General features: G+C 59.0%; 21 protein-coding genes. 10 read left to right on the plus strand and 11 right to left on the minus strand.

Annotated elements, in window-relative coordinates:
• Positions 1–38: 38 nt before the first annotated feature.
• Entirely contained in the window at positions 39–1,139 is a 1,101-nt protein-coding gene (gene dprA, locus ATI02_RS15345) for a DNA-processing protein DprA (RefSeq protein WP_095191105.1), read from the minus strand.
• An 80-nt stretch (positions 1,140–1,219) separates the two neighbouring features.
• Complete coding sequence (locus ATI02_RS15350) at positions 1,220–2,245, minus strand: LysM peptidoglycan-binding domain-containing protein (protein ID WP_095191106.1); 1,026 nt, start codon at positions 2,243–2,245, stop codon at positions 1,220–1,222.
• Positions 2,246–2,404: 159 nt separating this feature from the next.
• Here ATI02_RS15350 and def point away from each other — a divergent pair, with 159 nt between their 5' ends.
• The 5 genes from def (at position 2,405) to ATI02_RS15375 (ending at position 7,099) form a co-directional block, all read left to right on the plus strand.
• Complete coding sequence (gene def, locus ATI02_RS15355; protein ID WP_095191107.1) at positions 2,405–2,911, plus strand: peptide deformylase; 507 nt, start codon at positions 2,405–2,407, stop codon at positions 2,909–2,911.
• A 56-nt stretch (positions 2,912–2,967) separates the two neighbouring features.
• Positions 2,968–3,927, plus strand: coding sequence for a methionyl-tRNA formyltransferase (fmt, locus tag ATI02_RS15360; RefSeq protein WP_100846709.1), 960 nt, complete (start codon positions 2,968–2,970; stop codon positions 3,925–3,927).
• Positions 3,924–5,234, plus strand: coding sequence for a 16S rRNA (cytosine(967)-C(5))-methyltransferase RsmB (gene rsmB, locus ATI02_RS15365; protein WP_100846710.1), 1,311 nt, complete (start codon positions 3,924–3,926; stop codon positions 5,232–5,234). Before fmt ends, rsmB begins: the two co-directional genes overlap by 4 nt.
• 22 nt (positions 5,235–5,256) lie before the next feature.
• Positions 5,257–6,633, plus strand: coding sequence for a Trk system potassium transporter TrkA (gene trkA, locus ATI02_RS15370; RefSeq protein WP_095191110.1), 1,377 nt, complete (start codon positions 5,257–5,259; stop codon positions 6,631–6,633).
• Positions 6,634–6,784: 151 nt separating this feature from the next.
• Complete coding sequence (locus ATI02_RS15375) at positions 6,785–7,099, plus strand: tetratricopeptide repeat protein (RefSeq protein ID WP_100846711.1); 315 nt, start codon at positions 6,785–6,787, stop codon at positions 7,097–7,099.
• A gap of 1 nt (position 7,100) precedes the next feature.
• Here the strand turns inward: ATI02_RS15375 and ATI02_RS15380 are convergent, their stop codons facing one another.
• The 3 genes from ATI02_RS15380 to ATI02_RS15390 all read right to left on the minus strand — a co-directional run bounded on the left by ATI02_RS15380 (position 7,101) and on the right by ATI02_RS15390 (position 8,910).
• A complete protein-coding gene (locus ATI02_RS15380) occupies positions 7,101–7,340 on the minus strand; it encodes a pilus assembly protein PilZ (RefSeq protein ID WP_095191111.1) in 240 nt (79 codons plus the stop codon).
• Positions 7,341–7,423: 83 nt separating this feature from the next.
• A complete protein-coding gene (locus ATI02_RS15385) occupies positions 7,424–8,311 on the minus strand; it encodes a lysophospholipid acyltransferase (protein WP_100846712.1) in 888 nt (295 codons plus the stop codon).
• Positions 8,312–8,352: 41 nt separating this feature from the next.
• Positions 8,353–8,910, minus strand: a complete 558-nt coding sequence (locus ATI02_RS15390) for a DNA-3-methyladenine glycosylase I (RefSeq protein ID WP_100846713.1) — start codon at positions 8,908–8,910, stop codon at positions 8,353–8,355.
• Positions 8,911–8,991: 81 nt separating this feature from the next.
• On the opposite strand from ATI02_RS15390, the gene glyQ reads away from it, so the two are divergent.
• From glyQ to ATI02_RS15410, 4 genes are all read left to right on the plus strand, one after another.
• Positions 8,992–9,945, plus strand: coding sequence for a glycine--tRNA ligase subunit alpha (gene glyQ, locus ATI02_RS15395; RefSeq protein WP_034152298.1), 954 nt, complete (start codon positions 8,992–8,994; stop codon positions 9,943–9,945).
• Entirely contained in the window at positions 9,942–11,996 is a 2,055-nt protein-coding gene (glyS, locus tag ATI02_RS15400; protein ID WP_100846714.1) for a glycine--tRNA ligase subunit beta, read from the plus strand. The genes glyQ and glyS overlap by 4 nt, the downstream gene beginning before the upstream one ends.
• A gap of 4 nt (positions 11,997–12,000) precedes the next feature.
• Complete coding sequence (gene gmhB, locus ATI02_RS15405; RefSeq protein WP_167394877.1) at positions 12,001–12,540, plus strand: D-glycero-beta-D-manno-heptose 1,7-bisphosphate 7-phosphatase; 540 nt, start codon at positions 12,001–12,003, stop codon at positions 12,538–12,540.
• An 82-nt stretch (positions 12,541–12,622) separates the two neighbouring features.
• A complete protein-coding gene (locus ATI02_RS15410) occupies positions 12,623–13,402 on the plus strand; it encodes a lysophospholipid acyltransferase family protein (protein WP_095191116.1) in 780 nt (259 codons plus the stop codon).
• 168 nt (positions 13,403–13,570) lie between these two features.
• On the opposite strand, the gene ATI02_RS15415 is transcribed toward ATI02_RS15410, so the two are convergent.
• Positions 13,571–15,103 carry a sensor histidine kinase gene (locus ATI02_RS15415; protein ID WP_100846715.1) on the minus strand — a complete coding sequence of 511 codons (1,533 nt, stop codon included), beginning with the start codon at positions 15,101–15,103 and terminating at the stop codon, positions 13,571–13,573.
• Between the two features lie 164 nt (positions 15,104–15,267).
• Here ATI02_RS15415 and ATI02_RS15420 point away from each other — a divergent pair, with 164 nt between their 5' ends.
• Entirely contained in the window at positions 15,268–15,987 is a 720-nt protein-coding gene (locus ATI02_RS15420; protein ID WP_095191118.1) for a response regulator transcription factor, read from the plus strand.
• Positions 15,988–16,334: 347 nt separating this feature from the next.
• On the opposite strand, the gene ATI02_RS15425 is transcribed toward ATI02_RS15420, so the two are convergent.
• From ATI02_RS15425 to ATI02_RS15440, 5 genes are all read right to left on the minus strand, one after another.
• Positions 16,335–16,598 (minus strand): PAAR domain-containing protein, encoded by a 264-nt coding sequence (locus tag ATI02_RS15425; RefSeq protein ID WP_095191119.1) that lies wholly within the window; start codon positions 16,596–16,598, stop codon positions 16,335–16,337.
• Between the two features lie 323 nt (positions 16,599–16,921).
• Positions 16,922–17,350 (minus strand): NTF2 fold immunity protein, encoded by a 429-nt coding sequence (locus tag ATI02_RS15430; protein ID WP_100846716.1) that lies wholly within the window; start codon positions 17,348–17,350, stop codon positions 16,922–16,924.
• 12 nt (positions 17,351–17,362) lie between these two features.
• Positions 17,363–17,701, minus strand: coding sequence for a DNA/RNA non-specific endonuclease (locus ATI02_RS15435; protein WP_238156158.1), 339 nt, complete (start codon positions 17,699–17,701; stop codon positions 17,363–17,365).
• Positions 17,702–17,705: 4 nt separating this feature from the next.
• Positions 17,706–17,927 carry a hypothetical protein gene (locus ATI02_RS32705; RefSeq protein ID WP_224793246.1) on the minus strand — a complete coding sequence of 74 codons (222 nt, stop codon included), beginning with the start codon at positions 17,925–17,927 and terminating at the stop codon, positions 17,706–17,708.
• Between the two features lie 192 nt (positions 17,928–18,119).
• Positions 18,120–18,470: a hypothetical protein gene (locus ATI02_RS15440; protein ID WP_095191122.1), complete on the minus strand. Its 351-nt coding sequence runs from the start codon at positions 18,468–18,470 to the stop codon at positions 18,120–18,122.
• Between the last annotated feature and the right edge of the window lies 1 nt (position 18,471).

An 18,471-nucleotide genomic window follows, 5' to 3' on the forward strand; every position in this document is an offset into this window, starting at 1 on the left:
ACAGGTTTCGCGCAGTTTACCGATCTTCCTTGTAAAACCTAGCTCGTCCTCGCCAGCCAGCGACCGTTTTCACACACGGCGCGGCCATCCATTTCCAGTTCGGTCAGCGCCGCCAGCACTTTGGGTAACGCCCAGCCGCAGCTTTGCGCCAACGCTTCGCTGGTATGCGGTGCGGCGTGTAGCAGGCTCAGCAAGGGGTGATCCGTATCGGCCGGGTCTGTGGATAACGGCAAATGCTGCCAGCCCCGCAAAGCTTCGAGGATGTGTTCGATGGTTTCCACCAACACCGCGCCATCGCGGATCAACTGGTGACAGCCGCGCGCACCGGGGTGATGGATCGAGCCCGGGATCGCATAGACTTCGCGCCCCTGTTCCGCCGCCAGCCGCGCGGTGATCAGCGAACCACTGGCGACACTCGCCTCGACCACAAGCACGCCAAGGGATAAACCACTGATGATCCGGTTGCGTCGCGGGAAGTTGCTCGCGGTGGGGCCAGCATCCAGCGGAAACTCCGAAAGCACCGCGCTGCCCGAGGCAATCATCGCGTCAGCCAGTCTCCGATTGCGCTGTGGATAAAAATTTTCCAACCCCGTACCTAACACCCCGACCGTTTGCCCACCGACATCCAGCGCTGCCTGATGCGCAGCGGCATCAATGCCCAGCGCCAAGCCACTGGTGATGACAAAACCGGCCCCGGCCAGGCTGCGGGAAAACGCTGCGGCGGTGTCCATTCCCGGGCGCGACGCACGGCGGCTACCGACCATCGCCAGTTGCGGCCTCTCCAGAATCAGTGGGTCACCCGCCACGAACAACAGGGGCGGCGGATCGGGGATTTGCGCCAGCAAGGCCGGATAGTCCGGCTGGTCCCACATCAGCAAATGCTGACCCGGCCGCTCTAGCCAGCGCATTGCATGGCTGGCGCCGTCGCGCACGTCGGGACAGCGTCGCGCCTCGGCACACGCCGTCGGCAAACCCAGCGAGCGCCAGGCACTGGCCGGCGCGCTGATGGCTTTGGACGCCGAACCAAAGGCTTCGAGCAATTTGAGAAAGCGCTTCGGGCCGATTTCCGGTAAGCGGTGCAGGCGCAGGCGCGCTTCCAGTTCCGCAGGGGAAACTGGCGTGTAGACAGGCAGGGGCATGGATCATCCTTGATCGTTATAAGTCCCGAACCATTCGGGACAAGCTGTGGATAACTCTGTTGGTAACTTGTTAAGCAAGCTTATGGATTTCGCACTTTATCGAGCACCGCCAGCGAGCGCGATGCATTCAGCACCAAGCCGTAGCTGAGCTTGTCGTAAGTGCGGAACACCATCAGTAACCCGGCCCGTTCGTCGGGGATTTTCAGCGGTTGGCCGGTGACGCGGTCGCGAACGGTTTCGCCGGTTTTCATCACGACCAATACGTTGCCTTCGGCCAGACCATCGCGTTTGCCTTTGTTCAGTGTGACGACGTCCATCACGCCGATCTGCGTGACGCCGCGCGGCACGTCGATGATCACGCCATTGATGTCGGTGGTCGGAGCACTGGGCATGAAGGTCGAATTGATCGAACGCTCTTCGCCACTGAACAAGCGATCACCCAGGCGCACTTCCTGGGTGGTGCGTTGCAGGGCGAGGGTGGCGACGTCGCCTTCGGTGGCCACAATCTCACCGCCACCGATGTCGTCGGCGTTGATCCCGAGGAATTCCTTGGTTTGCGGATCGGTATAGACCTTGCCCTGACGGAAGATCCCGTAGACCGGTTGATTCGGATCGAAATGGCCACGGGCAAAGATCCGGTCGCCAGTGCCGCTGAGCACGCGCTCCGCGTCACCGGCGACGATGTACGGCGCCTTGTCGAAATCCTCGACCTTGTCGACGATGCGGTTGCTGAGCAGGAAGCTGTTGATCGATTTCAGCGGAATGCTCGGAATCGCCTCGGCCACCGGGCTGGTGCGAATGCGCGGTGACAGTTTGATGGTGCCGCGCGACTCGCCGCGATTGAGGGTCAGACGCGGCTGGCCGTTGACGTAGCTGAGCGTCAGCGTATCGCCGGGATAGATCAGATCAGGGTTTTCGATTTGCGGGTTGGCCCGCCACAATTGTGGCCATTGCCAAGGCTCGCGCAGGTATTTGCCGGAAATGTCCCAGAGCGTATCCCCCGAAACCACCGTGTATTGCTGTGGAAAACCATCCCTGAGTTGCACTTGCCCTTGCGCCGCGCCAGCCGAAGCCAACAGCAGCAGGGCGAGTAGTGTTTTCCTCATGCAGTGAATCCCTTTATCATGTGCGCTCGCGTGAACCGTCAGAGCCCCCGTGGCTCGCTTCTGCCAAATGCAGAAGCTACGCTTCACAACGGTAGCCTGCATCTTCGGACCTGCCAGGCCATCGACCCGACTTTACTCAATACGTGCAGCAATCAGCCTATGGCCATTTTAAACATCCTCGAATTCCCGGACCCGCGTCTGCGTACTATCGCCAAGCCTGTGGCCGTAGTGGACGACGAAGTGCGTCAGTTGGTCGATGACATGTTTGAAACAATGTATGAAGCGCCGGGCATCGGCCTTGCCGCGACCCAGGTCAACGTGCACAAACGTATCGTCGTGATGGACCTTTCCGAAGACCGTACCGAACCTCGGGTGTTCATCAATCCCGAGTTCGAATCGCTGACTGACGAAATGGATCAGTACCAGGAAGGCTGCCTCTCGGTGCCGGGCTTCTACGAAAACGTCGACCGCCCGCAGAAGGTCAGGATCAAAGCGCTGGACCGCGACGGCAAGCCCTATGAGCTGATCGCCGAAGGCCTGCTCGCGGTGTGCATCCAGCACGAATGCGACCACCTCAACGGCAAATTGTTCGTCGACTACCTGTCCACGCTCAAACGCGACCGGATCAAGAAGAAACTGGAAAAGCTGCATCGCCAGAACGCTTGATGCCCTCCTTCAAAGGCTTGCTGCGGCAAGCCTTTTTCTTTTTATGAGACCCCTTCATGACTGAGCCACTGCGCATCGTTTTTGCCGGCACCCCGGAATTCGCCGCCGAACACCTCAAGGCCCTGCTGAGCAGCCCTTACGAGATCGTTGCGGTCTACACCCAACCGGATCGTCCGGCCGGTCGCGGACAAAAACTGATGCCGAGCCCGGTTAAACAGCTGGCGCTGGAAAATAATATCCAGGTGTTGCAGCCACCGACGTTGCGCAACGCTGACGCTCAGGCTGAACTCGCCGCACTGAAGCCGGATTTGATGGTGGTGGTCGCCTACGGCTTGATCCTGCCGCAAGTGGTGCTGGATATTCCGCGTCTGGGCTGCATTAACAGCCACGCGTCGTTGCTGCCTCGCTGGCGCGGTGCGGCGCCGATCCAGCGTGCCGTGGAAGCGGGCGACGCCGAAAGCGGCGTGACCGTGATGCGCATGGAAGCGGGCCTCGATACCGGGCCGATGCTGCTCAAAGTCGTTACGCCGATCACTGCCGAAGACACCGGAGGCACTCTCCACGATCGCCTCGCCGAAATGGGCCCGCCAGCCGTGGTGCAAGCGATTGCCGGTCTGGCGACCGGAACGCTGGAAGGCGAAGTGCAGAACGACGAGCTCGCCACCTACGCGCACAAATTGAACAAGGACGAAGCACGCATCGACTGGAGCCGCCCAGCCGTTGAGTTGGAGCGACTGGTACGCGCCTTCAATCCATGGCCGATCACCCACAGCACCCTCAACGGTGAAGCACTGAAAGTGCTGGCGGCGACACTCGCTGAAGGCAGCGGCACACCCGGCAGCATTCTCAGCGCCAGCAAGGACGGCCTGATCGTCGCGTGTGGCGAACAGTCGCTGTGCCTGACCCGCCTGCAATTGCCCGGCGGCAAGGCGCTGAACTTCAGCGACCTGTTCAACAGCCGCCGCGAGAAGTTTGCCGTCGGCACCGTGCTCGGCGCAGTGGTGGACGCGCAATGAACCCGCGTCTGGCCGCCGCCAAGGCACTCGCCGCCGTACTCAGCGGCAAAGCCTCGCTCAACAGCTCTCTGCCAACGCAACTGGACAAGGTCGAGGATCGCGATCGCGGCTTCACTCAAGATCTGGCGTTCGGCACTGCGCGCTGGCAGCCACGCTTGTCGGCACTGGCGGAGAAACTGCTGCAAAAGCCGTTCAAAGCCGCCGATGCTGACGTCGAAGCGCTGCTGCTGGTTGGCCTCTATCAACTGCTCTACACCCGCGTGCCGGCCCACGCCGCCATCGGCGAAACCGTCGGTTGCGCCGATAAGTTGAAAAAACCTTGGGCCAAGGGCTTACTCAACGCAGTGCTGCGCAACGCTCAGCGCGAAAGCGAAACGATTTTCGCCGAGCTGGAACGTGATCCGGTTGTACGCACCGCCCACCCGCGCTGGCTGCAAAAATCCCTGAAGGCGTTCTGGCCTGAGCAATGGGAAGCGATCTGCGAGGCAAACAACGCGCATCCGCCGATGATCCTGCGGGTCAACCGCCGCCATCACAGCCGCGATGCCTACCTCGGTCTGCTGACTGAGGCCGGGATCGCCGCAACACCCTGTGTCTACAGCCGCGACGGCATCATTCTTGAAGCCGCCGCTGACGTGCGCAGCCTGCCGGGTTTCGCCGAAGGCTGGATCAGCGTGCAGGACGAAGCCGCGCAACTGGCTGCCGATCTGCTCGATCTGGCGCCAGGCCAACGGGTGCTCGACGCTTGCTGCGCACCGGGTGGCAAGACCTGCCACATCCTCGAAGCCGAACCGGCGCTGACCGGCGTGGTAGCGGTGGATCTGGAAGCCAAGCGTCTGGTACGCGTGAAGGAAAACCTCGAACGCCTCGGCTTGAACGCCGAACTGATCGCCGCCGACGGTCGCGACATCGACAAATGGTGGGACGGCAAGCCGTTCCAGCGCATCCTGCTCGACGCGCCGTGCTCGGCCACGGGCGTAATCCGTCGCCATCCGGACATCAAGCTGACCCGTCAGCCCGACGACATCGCCGCCCTCGCTTTGCTCCAAGGCGAGCTGCTCGATGCGATGTGGAAAACCCTCGAAGTCGGCGGCATCCTGCTTTACGCCACCTGCTCGACTTTGCCGACCGAGAACACCGAAGTCATCGCCGCGTTCCTTGAACGCACAACCGGCGCCCGCGAGCTGGACCTGGCCACGACTGCCGGGATCAAACAGCCCCATGGTCGCCAATTGCTGGCCCAGCAGGGCGGGCACGACGGGTTCTACTACGCCAAGCTGATCAAGATCGCTGCTGCGCGCAGCTAAACGGATTCAACGGAGTGACTGGATGAAAATCATCATCCTCGGTGCAGGGCAGGTCGGCGGTTCGCTGGCCGAACACCTGGCGAGCGAAGCCAACGACATCACGGTGGTCGACACCGACGGCGAGCGCCTGCGCGACCTCGGCGACCGCCTCGACATCCGTACCATTCAGGGCCGCGGTTCGCTGCCGTCGGTGCTGCGTCAGGCCGGCGCGGACGATGCCGACATGCTGGTGGCAGTGACCAACAGCGACGAGACCAACATGGTCGCCTGCCAGGTCGCCCACACGCTGTTCCACACCCCGACCAAGATCGCCCGGGTGCGCGAAGCGTCCTACCTCAACCGTGAAGAGCAGTTGTTCCAGAACGAAGCGATCCCGGTCGACGTGCTGATCAGCCCCGAGCAGGTGGTGACCAACTACATCAAGCGCCTGATCCAGCATCCCGGCGCCTTGCAGGTGATCGACTTCGCTGACGGTGCGGCGCAACTGGTCGCGGTACGCGCTTACTACGGCGGGCCATTGGTGGGTCAGCAACTTCGTCAGTTGCGTGAACACATGCCGAATGTCGAGACTCGCGTAGCAGCGATTTTCCGCCGTGACCGGCCGATCCTGCCCCAGGGCGACACCGTGATCGAGGCCGATGACGAAGTCTTCTTCATCGCCGCCCGTGAGGACATTCGCGCGGTGATGAGCGAAATGCGCCGTCTCGACGAAACCTACAAACGCATCGTCATCGCTGGCGGCGGGCAGATCGGCGAACGTCTGGCCGAGGCTATCGAAAGCCGTTATCAGGTGAAGATCATCGAGATGAACCCGGCGCGCTGCCGCTATCTCTCCGACACCCTCGACAGCACCGTGGTGTTGCAGGGCAGTGCCTCGGATCGCGATTTGCTCCTGGAAGAGAACATCGCCGACGCCGACATCTTCCTCGCGCTGACCAACGATGACGAAGCCAATATCATGTCGTCGCTGCTGGCCAAACGGCTGGGGGCGAAGAAGGTGATGACCATCATCAACAATCCGGCTTACGTCGACCTGATTCAGGGCGGCGACATCGACATCGCCATCAGCCCGCAACTGGCAACCATCGGCACCTTGCTGGCCCACGTGCGCCGAGGCGATATCGTCAGCGTGCACTCACTGCGCCGCGGGGCGGCGGAAGCCATTGAGGCGATTGCCCACGGTGATGCGAAGTCGAGCAAAGTCATCGGCAAGCCGATCGAGAAAATCGGCCTGCCGCCGGGCACCACCATCGGTGCGGTGATTCGCAATGAACAAGTGATCATCGCCCACGACGACACGGTGATCGAAGCGGGCGACCATGTGATCCTGTTCCTTGTGGATAAAAAGCATATTCGCGATGTGGAGAAGCTGTTTCATGTGGGGTTGAGCTTCTTCTGATCCTAAATCTGCGTTGTTTGAGATGGCCTCTTCGCGAGCAAGCCCGCTCCCACATTTGGAATGCATTCCTCCTGTGGGAACGGGCTTGCTCGCGAAGACGGCCTCACTAAACCCCGTCAACACCTGACACTCCCACGAAAGGAATCCACCCATGCTCGAATCCCTGGAAAAAATGCTCGCCAAGGGTGTGGATAACTCATTGCTGCGCTTCGGCCTGGGCAAGGGTTACCTGGACTTGGGTGAAAACGCCAAGGCTGCCGAGCATTTCCAGCGCTGTGTCGGCTTCGATCCGAAGTACTCGGCGGCCTGGAAACTGTTAGGCAAGGCGCAACTGGCGCTGGGCGATCACGCCGCCGCGCGGCAGGCATGGGAACAAGGTCTGGAAGCCGCCCGCGCCCACGGCGACAAGCAGGCCGAGAAGGAAATGACCGTGTTTCTGAAGAAGCTCGATCGTCAGACGCAATAATCTACAGGTAGCGCAGGCCGATACCTTCGGCATCCACGGTCACCACTTCCATCCGCACGCGCGGCGCGCCTGTGGGTAAACCCTGCACCTGCCCATAAACCACAGCGCCCTTGGGCAATGACGCCAGACCCGGATGCTGCACAAACACCCCGGTGGGCGTCAGATTGCGCGTCTGCCCGAGGCATTCGCCGAAGCTGTCGTGGGTAATCTTGATACGAAACGACTTGCGGTGTTCGGACATCTGCTGCGCCCTTGTATGAACGGTTGTGGATAACCTCGACGATGAGGTTATCCACAGATCATGCCAATCACTTCTCTAACGTCTCAGTACCAGCGTACTTCGCCCGGCGGACGTTTCTTGAAGCGCTTCATGCTCCACATGTACTGGCTTGGATAAGCGGCGACGTAGCGCTCGACGACTTTGCTCATCGCGGCGCAGGACTCTGCCGTATCGGTGCTGTACATAGCCTCAGGCGCGGCTTCGAGGATCACTTTGTAGCCGGAACCATCGGGCAGGCGCAGGGCATGCAGGAATACGCCGACGGCTTTGCCACCGGCCAACATGTTCGGCACGAATTTGCTGGTCAGTGCCTGAGTGGCAAAGAACGGCACGAAGATCCCGGCGGATTCGGCCGGTTCCGGGTCAGCGGGAATGCCCACTGCACCACCTTTGCGCACTTCCTTGATGACGCTGAGGATGCCTTCCTTGGTCGACGCGGCGACTTTGTTGCCCAGTTGCACGCGTTGCTTGCGTAGCAATTCATCCACAGCCTTCAACTTTGGCGGACGGTAGAAAATGATCGGTTTGCACTGGCTGCAATAGAAGTGGTTGAGCACTTCCCAGTTGCCCAGATGGCTGGTGATGCCGACTACGCCTTTGCCCGAAGCCAATGCATCCTTGAGGACGTCGAGGCCTTCGACTTCGCGCACCAGGTCGATGGAACGTTGCGCCGGCCAGATCCACGCGCAGGCGCTTTCGGTCAGGGACTTGCCGATGTCTTTCAGGCTCTGGCCGACCAGACGCTCACGTTCGGCCGGATCCATCTGTGGAAAACATTTGGCCAGGTTGATCCGCACCACGTCGCGGGAACGGTTGGGGGTTTTCCACATGATCCAGCCAATCGCCGAACCCACGGCCTGTACGGCTCGCCATGGCAGCAGGGCAAACAGCCGCAGAGCGCCTACCAGCAAGGCGCCTTTAAACTTTTCCACAGGTCACTCCTGATCTTTGTGCTGTGCGCGAGGCGGGCATTCTAACCGCCGTTGACGAGCTGCGCGTAGCGGTCGCAATCCTGCGTGTGATCCATGACCATGCCCGAGGCCTGCATCAACGCGTAGCAAATGGTCGGGCCGACGAACGTGAATCCGGCCTTTTTCAAGGCTTTGCTCATCGCCAGCGCTTCGGGGGTGATCGCCGGGACTTCGCTGCGATCCTTGAAATGATTGATGATCGGTCGGTCGCCGACGAACGACCAGAGCAACGCCACCGGGTCCTCCAGCGCCAGCCAGGCCTGGGCATTGCGCCGGGCGGCGTTGAGTTTGAGGCGGTTGCGGATGATGCCGGGATCAAGCATCAATTCGTCGATTTCAGCGTCGCTCATCTGCGCCACGCGCTGCACGTCGAAGCCGAACAACACCTCGCGATAGCGCTCGCGTTTGCGCAGCACGGTGATCCACGACAACCCGGCCTGGAACCCTTCGAGCAAAAGCAACTCGAACAAACCCTGCGCATCGCGTAGCGGCGTGCCCCACTCCTGATCGTGATAAGCCATGTACAGCGGATCTTCGGTACACCAAAAGCAGCGTGGCATAAGGCTCCAGGGGGCGTGCGCAGCAACGAATCGGGTATACTCCCGCTCTTTAAATCGCAGCCCAAGAAACAGGTGAATTTCGTGAGCCAGCCTACGCCAGCCGTGCGTACCTTCCAAGACTTGATCCTCGCGCTCCAGCAATACTGGGCCGAGCAAGGTTGTGTGGTACTTCAGCCCTACGATATGGAAGTAGGCGCCGGCACTTTCCACACCGCGACCTTCCTGCGCGCCATCGGCCCGGAAACCTGGAACGCCGCTTACGTGCAGCCAAGCCGCCGTCCGACTGACGGCCGTTACGGCGAAAACCCGAACCGTCTGCAGCACTACTATCAATTCCAGGTAGTTCTGAAGCCGAACCCGGACAACTTCCAGGAACTGTACCTGGGCTCCCTCAAGCATGTCGGTCTGGACCCGCTGGTCCACGACATTCGCTTCGTCGAAGACAACTGGGAATCGCCGACCCTCGGCGCCTGGGGTCTGGGCTGGGAAGTCTGGCTCAACGGTATGGAAGTCACTCAGTTCACTTACTTCCAGCAGGCGGGCGGCATCGAGTGCTACCCGGTGACCGGCGAGATCACCTACGGTCTCGAGCGTCTGGCCATGTACCTGCAAGGCGTGGATTCGGTCTACGACCTGGTCTGGGCCGACGGCCCGATGGGCAAAGTGACCTACGGCGACGTGTTCCACCAGAACGAAGTGGAGCAGTCCACCTACAACTTCGAACACGCCAACGTCGACAAGCTGTTCGAACTGTTCGACTTCTATGAAGGCGAAGCCAAGCGCCTGATCGAACTCGACCAGCCGCTGCCGTTGCCGAGCTACGAAATGGTGTTGAAGGCCTCGCACACTTTCAACCTGCTGGATGCGCGACGGGCGATCTCGGTGACCGCGCGTCAACAATACATTCTGCGCGTTCGCACCCTGGCGCGTTCCGTCGCCCAAGCCTACCTGCTGGCCCGCGCCAAGCTGGGCTTCCCGATGGCGACCCCGGACCTGCGTGACGAAGTACTGGCCAAGCTGGAGGCTGCACAATGAGTGCGCAAGATTTTCTGGTTGAACTGGGCACCGAAGAACTGCCACCCAAAGCCCTGAACACTTTGGCTGACGCGTTCCTCGCCGGTATCGACAAAGGCCTGCAAGCCGCCGGCCTGAGCTACGAGAGCAAAACCGTCTACGCCGCGCCGCGCCGTCTGGCTGTGCTGATCACTGCGCTGGCCACCCAGCAGCCGGATCGCAGCATCAACCTTGACGGCCCGCCACGTCAGGCGGCGTTCGACGCTGAAGGCAATCCGACTCAGGCTGCCTTGGGTTTTGCCAAGAAGTGCGGCGTCGAGCTGAGCGAAATCGACCAGAGCGGCCCGAAACTGCGCTACAGCCAAAGCATCGCCGGCAAGCCGACCGCGAGCCTGCTGCCGACCATCGTTGAAGACTCGCTGAATGACCTGCCGATCCCGAAACGCATGCGTTGGGGTGCGCGCAAAGAAGAGTTCGTGCGTCCGACCCAATGGCTGGTGATGCTGCTCGGTGACCAGGTCATCGACTGCACGATCCTCGCGCAGAAGGCTGGTCGTGATTCCCGTGGTCACCGCTTCCATCACCCGCAAAGCGTACGCATCGGTTCGCCGTCGAGCTACCTGGCCGACCTGCGTGCTGCCTACGTTCTGGCTGACGCCAACGAGCGTCGCGAGATCATCAGCAAGCGCACCGAAGAACTGGCCACCCGTCAGGAAGGCACGGCAATCGTTCCACCGGCGCTGCTCGACGAAGTGACCGCGCTGGTTGAATGGCCAGTGCCGCTGGTGTGCTCGTTCGAGGAACGCTTCCTCGACGTGCCGCAAGAAGCGCTGATCACCACCATGCAGGACAACCAGAAGTACTTCTGCCTGCTGGATGCCGACGGCAAGCTGCTGCCACGTTTCATCACTGTGGCCAACATCGAAAGCAAAGACCCGCAGCAGATCATCGCCGGTAACGAGAAAGTGGTTCGCCCACGTCTGACCGACGCCGAGTTCTTCTTCAAGCAAGACAAGAAGCAGAAACTCGAAGTGTTCAACGATCGCCTGAAGAACGTGGTGTTCCAGGAAAAACTCGGCAGCGTCTACGACAAGGCCGAGCGCGTATCGAAACTGGCGGCGTATATCGCCGCACGCATCGGCGGCAACGCATCGTGGGCTGCCCGCGCAGGCGTGCTGTCAAAGTGCGACCTGGCCACCGAAATGGTCGGCGAGTTCCCGGAGATGCAAGGTGTCGCCGGTTACTACTACGCGCTCAATGACGGCGAGCCGGAAGATGTCGCGCTGGCACTGAACGAGCAGTACATGCCTCGCGGTGCCGGTGCTGAGCTGCCGGCGACCCTGACCGGTGCAGCCGTCGCTATCGCCGACAAGCTCGACACCCTGGTCGGCATCTTCGGTATCGGCATGCTGCCAACCGGCAGCAAAGACCCGTATGCCCTGCGCCGTGCGGCACTGGGCGTGCTGCGCATCCTGATCGAGAAACAACTGGATCTGGACCTGAACGACGCCGTGGCCTTCGCCGTGAACGGGTTCGGTGCCAAGGTCAAGGCTGCCGGCCTGAACGAGTCGGTGCTGGAATTCATCTTCGACCGTCTGCGTGCGCGTTACGAAGACGAAGGCGTCGATGTCGCCACTTACCTGTCGGTACGTGCCCTGAAGCCGGGTTCGGCGCTGGACTTCGACCAGCGTGTGCAAGCGGTGCAGGCCTTCCGCAAACTGCCGGAAGCGGCAGCACTGGCGGCGGTGAACAAGCGTGTTTCCAACCTGTTGAGTAAGGTTGAAGGCTCGGTGCCGACCGTGGTCGAAGCCAAGTACTTCGACAACGCCAACGAGTTCTCGCTGTACTCGGCGATCCAACAGGCTGACCAAGCTGTGCAGCCAATGGCAGCGGCGCGTCAGTACAACGAATCGCTGGCACGCCTGGCGGCACTGCGTGAACCGGTCGACGCGTTCTTCGACGCGGTGATGGTCAATGCCGAAGACGCCAAGGTTCGAGCCAACCGTTACGCGCTGCTGGCGCGTCTGCGCGGCTTGTTCCTGGGTGTTGCTGACATCTCGCTGCTGGGTTGAGGGATTGCTGTTGAAACTGCTGATTCTCGATCGGGACGGGGTGATCAATTACGACTCCGACGCTTACATCAAGTCGGTGGCGGAGTGGATTCCTTTGCCCGGCTCGATCGAGGCGATTGCGCAGTTGAGCAAGGCCGGCTGGACGGTGGCGGTCGCCACCAACCAGTCGGGCATTGCTCGCGGCTATTACGACCTCGCCACCCTAGACGCCATGCACGCGCGCCTGCGCGAGTTGGTGGCCGAGCAGGGCGGTGACGTCGGGCTGATCGTGTATTGCCCGCATGGGCCGGATGAAGGCTGCGATTGCCGCAAGCCGAAACCGGGGATGTTGAAGACCATCGCGCAGCATTACAACGTAGCGCTGACCAATGTCTGGTTCGTTGGCGACAGCCTTGGTGACCTGGAGGCCGCCAAAGCCGTCGATTCACAGCCAGTTTTGGTAAAGACCGGGAAAGGCGAAAAGACTCAGGGCAAAACCCTGCCGGTTGGCACTCTGATTTTTGACGATCTGGCGGCGATTGCCGCAGAACTTATCCACAACTAGAGTACTTCTGAAATTCCTGACCAGGGATTGATCGGGAGTGCGCTTGAACAGTCGGGCATTGCCCGTAACGGTAAACGTCGCCATGTCGATACTGCGGGCCTTCAGAATCTTCCTCTTTTACCTGCTGCTGGGCACCACGTCCTTGCTGTGGTGCAGCCTGAGCTTTTTCATCGCGCCCTTTTTGCCATTCAAGGCGCGCTATCGTTTTATCAACGTGTACTGGTGCCGTTGCGCCTTGTGGTTGACCAAGGTGTTCCTCGGTATCCGCTATGAAATCAAAGGCGCGGAAAACGTGCCTGACCGGCCCTGCGTGATTCAGTCGAACCACCAGAGCACCTGGGAGACGTTTTTTCTCTCCGCTTATTTCTCGCCGTTGAGCCAGGTGCTCAAGCGCGAATTGCTCTACGTGCCGTTCTTCGGCTGGGCCATGGCCATGCTGCGGCCGATCGCCATTGACCGCGACAACCCGAAAGCTGCGCTCAAACAAGTGGCGGCTAAAGGTCATGAACTGCTCAAGGACAACGTCTGGGTGCTGATCTTCCCGGAAGGCACACGTGTTCCTTTTGGCACTGTCGGCAAGTTCTCCCGCAGTGGCAGCGCATTGGCGGTAAATGCGGCGCTTCCGGTCCTGCCGATTGCACACAATGCCGGCAAGTTCTGGCCGAAAATCGGCTGGGGCAAGAAGTCCGGTGTGATCACGGTGGTCATCGGTGAACCGATGTACGCCGAAGGCACGGGTCCTCGCGCCATCGCCGAGCTCAACGACCGGGTACAAGCCTGGAACGAGAAGACTCAGCGGGAAATGGGTTCGCTGCCACCGGGCCCGCAAACCTCGGCTGCAAACGATCAGATTGCTGTCTGAGATTTTGTGGATAACCTGTGTACGGTTTTGTTGAAAAGGCTTGAATATTGAAATTAAGTAATTGATTTACTTACATATTTCTCAAGCTCATAAAAATCCGTAAAAGGTGCATAAGTTTTTTTCGGAAGTAAAAAAACCGGCTGATATAGCCGGTTTTTTTGTGCCTGATCACTCAGGGATCAGCGGCAATTCGAGCAAAAACGTGGTGCCCCGATCAACCACGCTGCGGCACTCGATTCGGCCACCATGGTGATCAACCACGGCTTTGACCATCGACAGACCCAGGCCTACGCCATCGATCCCTTGGGCTGAGGAAAAGCGCCGGTATTGAATGAACAGATCGGGCAACTCTTCGGCGGCGATACCTTTGCCTTGATCCGTCAGCTCGCAGCGCAACCATTCATTATTGCAACTGACACGCAACTGAATCGTGGTGTCGGCCGGGCTGTACTTGATGGCGTTTTCCAGCAGATTGAACAGCGCGCGTGTCAGCAGCCCCTGGTCGGCCGACACCAGCCGTTCCTGGGATTGCTCATCCATCTCGTGCAGCAGTTCGATGTGTTTTTGCTGGGCGATCGGCAACGCCTGATCGAGCACATCGAGTACCAGCATGGCGAACAGGCTCGGCTGGAACTGATAGGTCTCGGATTCGGCCCGAGCCAGCAACACGAAGCCGTCAGTCAGATCTAAAGCGCGGCGGACCTGACGCTCGATCTGCTCAAACAACGGTGCATCAACCCCAGCCTGATGACGGTGGACATCGAGCAGAGCAAGGATCGCCGAATGAGGCGCCCGCAGATCGTGGGAGAGGAATCGCAGCAAGACGCCGCGTTGCTCCTCGGCTTCACGCTCGGCACTCAGATCCGTCAAGCTCAGCAGCCATCCGATTGGCGTGTCGCCGTCCACCGGCAGCAACGCGGCACGCTCCAGGCGCAAGCTGCGTTCCTTGTGATCGCGAAACTCCAGTAGCGGCAGGGCGGACAACAGTGGACGCGACGCTGTGGACAACTCCGGGTAACCAAGCTGCGCCAATTGATCGAGAACGTCATCTCCCACCAAAGAATGATCGAACAGATGGCGAGCCTTGCGATTGCCCAACAGAATCTGCCCCTTGGGGTCGCTGATCAATGTGGCAACGGGCAAGTACTCCAGCCCGTCAGCGATGAACCGCCGCGTATCGCGAGTACGGCTCATGGCTTGCTCGAGCGCCATGATCTGGCCCTGCAAGCGATCAGCGCTGGTGAACTGTGCACGGCGGCGCTCGGGAAAGACTTTCGGTTCGCTGTCGAGGCGCGCCAGTTCCCAACCGAAATACGTGAGCACCACACTCAGGCGCCGCCAGTTCCAGATCAGATAACCGAACAGCATGCCCAGCGCGGAGGGCGTGGGCGACCAAAAGCGTTTGAGTTCCGCCAGACCGGCGCTGGTCGCCAATACGCACGCGATGCCGACCAGCGTGACCCATAACGCCAGTCGCGGCCGCCACAGCAACAGCCCCAGCACGCATGCCACAAACACCACTGACACCAACGCGCTCAACCCCGGCGTTACGTCGTGCAGATTGACCTGCGCTCGATACGAAAGCAGCGCAGTCAGCGGTAACAGCACTAGACTTATCCACAACCATTCGCGCACCAACTGGCGAAACAGTCGCTGGACCTGGCTCGGCTCGCGGCTTTCATGCCGTCGGCGGTCATTCATGAGGAAAAAGGGCAGGGCGGGTGAATGGTTTCATAGGCCACAGGTCTGAGACATGACTCGAAGAATCATAGCGGACGTCGACCACCGGCGGCCGCTTACTTTCATAGCGTTGGCTGAGCGACCAAAGTTGACGGCCAATGCCCAGCAACAAGGAACCATCGCGTATGCGAGTTGCGATACTGGACGATGAACCCGCCGAACTGCGCCGGGTTGAGCAGACCCTGCAGCAAATGGCCGATGCTGGCGAACAGCCTTGGTCGCTACACAGCTTCGAACGCGGCGAGGATCTGCTGCGACAGCTGCGCCGTGAAACCTTCGACCTGTTGATCCTTGACTGGCAACTGCCCGACCTCACGGGGCTGATGCTGCTGCGCTGGACTCGCGAACATATGGAGGCACCACCCGCAGCAATCATGCTCACCAGCCGCGACGGCGAAAGCGATATCGTCCAGGCCCTCAACGCCGGCGCCGACGACTACGTCAGCAAGCCGTTCCGGCCCAATGAGTTAAAGGCGCGGGTAGCGGCGGTATTACGTCGGCATCACCAGCAACGTAGCGCCGCCGCCGAAGTGCTGAGCTTCAATGACCTGACCTTCGATGACGCCGAACTGACGGTGACCCGCGAGGGCAAATCCATTGTCATGACCGAACGCGAGTACCGCCTGGCGCGCTGCCTGTTCAGCAACCTCGGGCGACCGTTGTCGCGGGATTATCTGTACGAACGCTTCTGGCCCCACGAAGAAATCGCCTCGTCACGGCCGCTCGATACGCACATCTACCGGCTGCGTAACAAGCTGGGGCTGACGGCAGATCGTGGGTGGCAGTTGCTGACGATTTACGGGTATGGGTATCGGTTGGAGAGTGTGACGACGGCGGGCGAGTGAATCGCGGGTAATAAAAAAGGCCAACGCAATGCGTTGGCCTTTTTCGTTGGAGCCGACCGGGATGTAGGTTCACTGTTGGCGCTGGTGCGACTTTAACCCAGACTGTCGGAATTCATTGACCCACCCGAATACTCAGTAAACGATGGCCTTGCGCGGGATTTCAGCTGCTGAATATGGGTCAGTCAAAATCAGCAGCTTGGGTCAAAGTCGCACCAGCGCCAACACAGTGGTCATTCACAGCATCTCACCCGCCAACAAGGCCCGGGTCTGGAGGAAACAAGGTCAAGGCTTCAACGAGAGGGCGACAAAAAGCCACCTCTCAGAGGCACGCATCAAAAAAAACCGGATTAGCTGACGACAGCCCCTTTCGGGCCACTGGCAATCAACGCGGCCCCGCAGGCGGTTTTCATACCGTCGAGCGCGATGGGGGTGCCATCGACGGTGTAGGTGCTGCTGCCTTCGGCAATCGGGAATATCCCTTTGCACAACGGGCAACTGACCTTGTGACCGACCCCGGCGATCGGCTTGCCGTTGAGGTCGGTCTGGTGGAAGGCTTCGAGGACTTTTCCACCGTGGGTGGTGGAGTCGCCCAAGCGAATTGCGTCTTTCATTTCGTCCCTCCTTTGACTATTGGTCGCTAACTCACACTCATTCGGGCTCAGTCCGCGTTTATCGAGCACGGCAACTCCATTCAACCCTCTCGTCGTGATCAACTGCAAAGACGACGGAACACAGGTGCTGCAGACAACTAGTTAGTCCGAGAGAAGAGCGGCAAATTTTCGATGTACTTCTGCAAGTTCCAAAGCTTCTGATTCAAATAACTCGACCGGGTCGTCGTGTTCAGTAATTGCCTTGATCTGGATAGATATTTTCACCAAGCACTAACTTACATCAACTCGTGCACAGGTGATTTTCTTCAGAGACCGGTTTAGGGCTAAATCGCATGACGACGCTCCCATTTCTCACTGCTAGCGCGCCAAACGCTAACCCCATCAATTTTTGGTTCATCACGCTCTACGATCATGGTGTATCGATAACGTTGTTTCAGCCATTTTTTTCTGACTGCCTGAATATTCGTTTCCTTATCTAGCTGTTCTTCGGTATCAGCTAAAATGGTCTGTTCATACTCCGGAGGCTGTCCAGTACCTAATGTATCGAGCCTTGCTGATCCAAGAGCAATTGAAGCTTTCACACTCAGATTTTCAGAGAATATCGCTTCCAACCTTGATTTTGCTGCTTCATTCGCCTTAGTCCGATACCCCGAATCAGTCTTGTATGCGTCGCATCGCTTCTCGGCATGAAATCCCACCTCCCACTCATGCATCTGCGAAAGAAAATTTTGTAATCGCTCACTAGGTGACATAAAACGCTCCTATCAACAATCACACGAACAAGGGTTGTGGAATAGCCGACTTTCAGTATTCCCGTCAACTCTCGCCTGGTACAAAACAGAATGAGGTCGAGTGGCACCTTCATCGTACTGAGGGGTGACACGTACTATTACGTTACTACCGCCTTTAACAGCTTCGGCAATATCTCCCTCAAAGTCACGGAACTCACCACGGTTAACACTAGGGGCTTGAGGAAAAATGTTCCCCTTACCACCGCTTCCACCCAGTCGATTTCCGATGGCATGGCCAGCGTCGTCCGTATTACAGCCTAAGTTACGCGCAAACCCCCGTGAACTGGTGTTGGTATCTGTCCCAGTTCCCAAATCTTCAGGTCGAATTTTCGCGGTTACCTGTTTGCGCCATATCCTTGCCCTTCTCCAACATGTCCCAACTCTTGCTCGGCAATACTTTGGCGACCATCGCCTGCACCTGACTCGGCACCTCTTCAGGCCCCGGCGGGTTCAACGGCCATTCCGGTTTACCGATGTAGCTGCCATCGCTCCAGGTGTCCGCCGGGTCTTTGCCGAACAGCACACGCGCCGGGCCCATCAAGAAAACTCCTAAGACTCTTATCGTTCCTGGATCCGCGAGAACTGATATTTCGTCAAGCTTGATATTCTGATCACAATCGACTGCAGTGCCATGAAGGGTGAAGCATCTTAGACTCTTCATAATTTGAACCCCAGGGTTCACGTTTTATAAACATCAAAAAACGGTGCACCCTGAAGGATTCTAGAAGTGTTATTGCGCCTTGACCCACGCGGAAATCATTTTCTTTATTTCATCCATCAAGGATAGTTTTCCGAATATAACAAGCTCACATCCCGCTTCCTTGTCGTTGTACGAGGAAACCTCATCGACCTCCTCGTCTAATACTATTCTAAGAATTTGACCATTTACCTCATTTCTTGCAGAAAAAATTGGATTTCCGTCCATGAACGGCGTGCCGTTTGAAAAGAATGTATTGTAAAAAGGCGCCTTGAATACTTCACTAGCGACTTCGTTTTTCTGAACCTCTAGATAAAAGAATTTATAAAGATCCTGCTCTAGCTGGAAATAGCTGTCTTTGTTGCTCAGGTAGTCATCAAACATT

Origin of the sequence: Pseudomonas baetica, assembly GCF_002813455.1 — a bacterium.
Taxonomy (GTDB): domain Bacteria; phylum Pseudomonadota; class Gammaproteobacteria; order Pseudomonadales; family Pseudomonadaceae; genus Aquipseudomonas; species Aquipseudomonas baetica.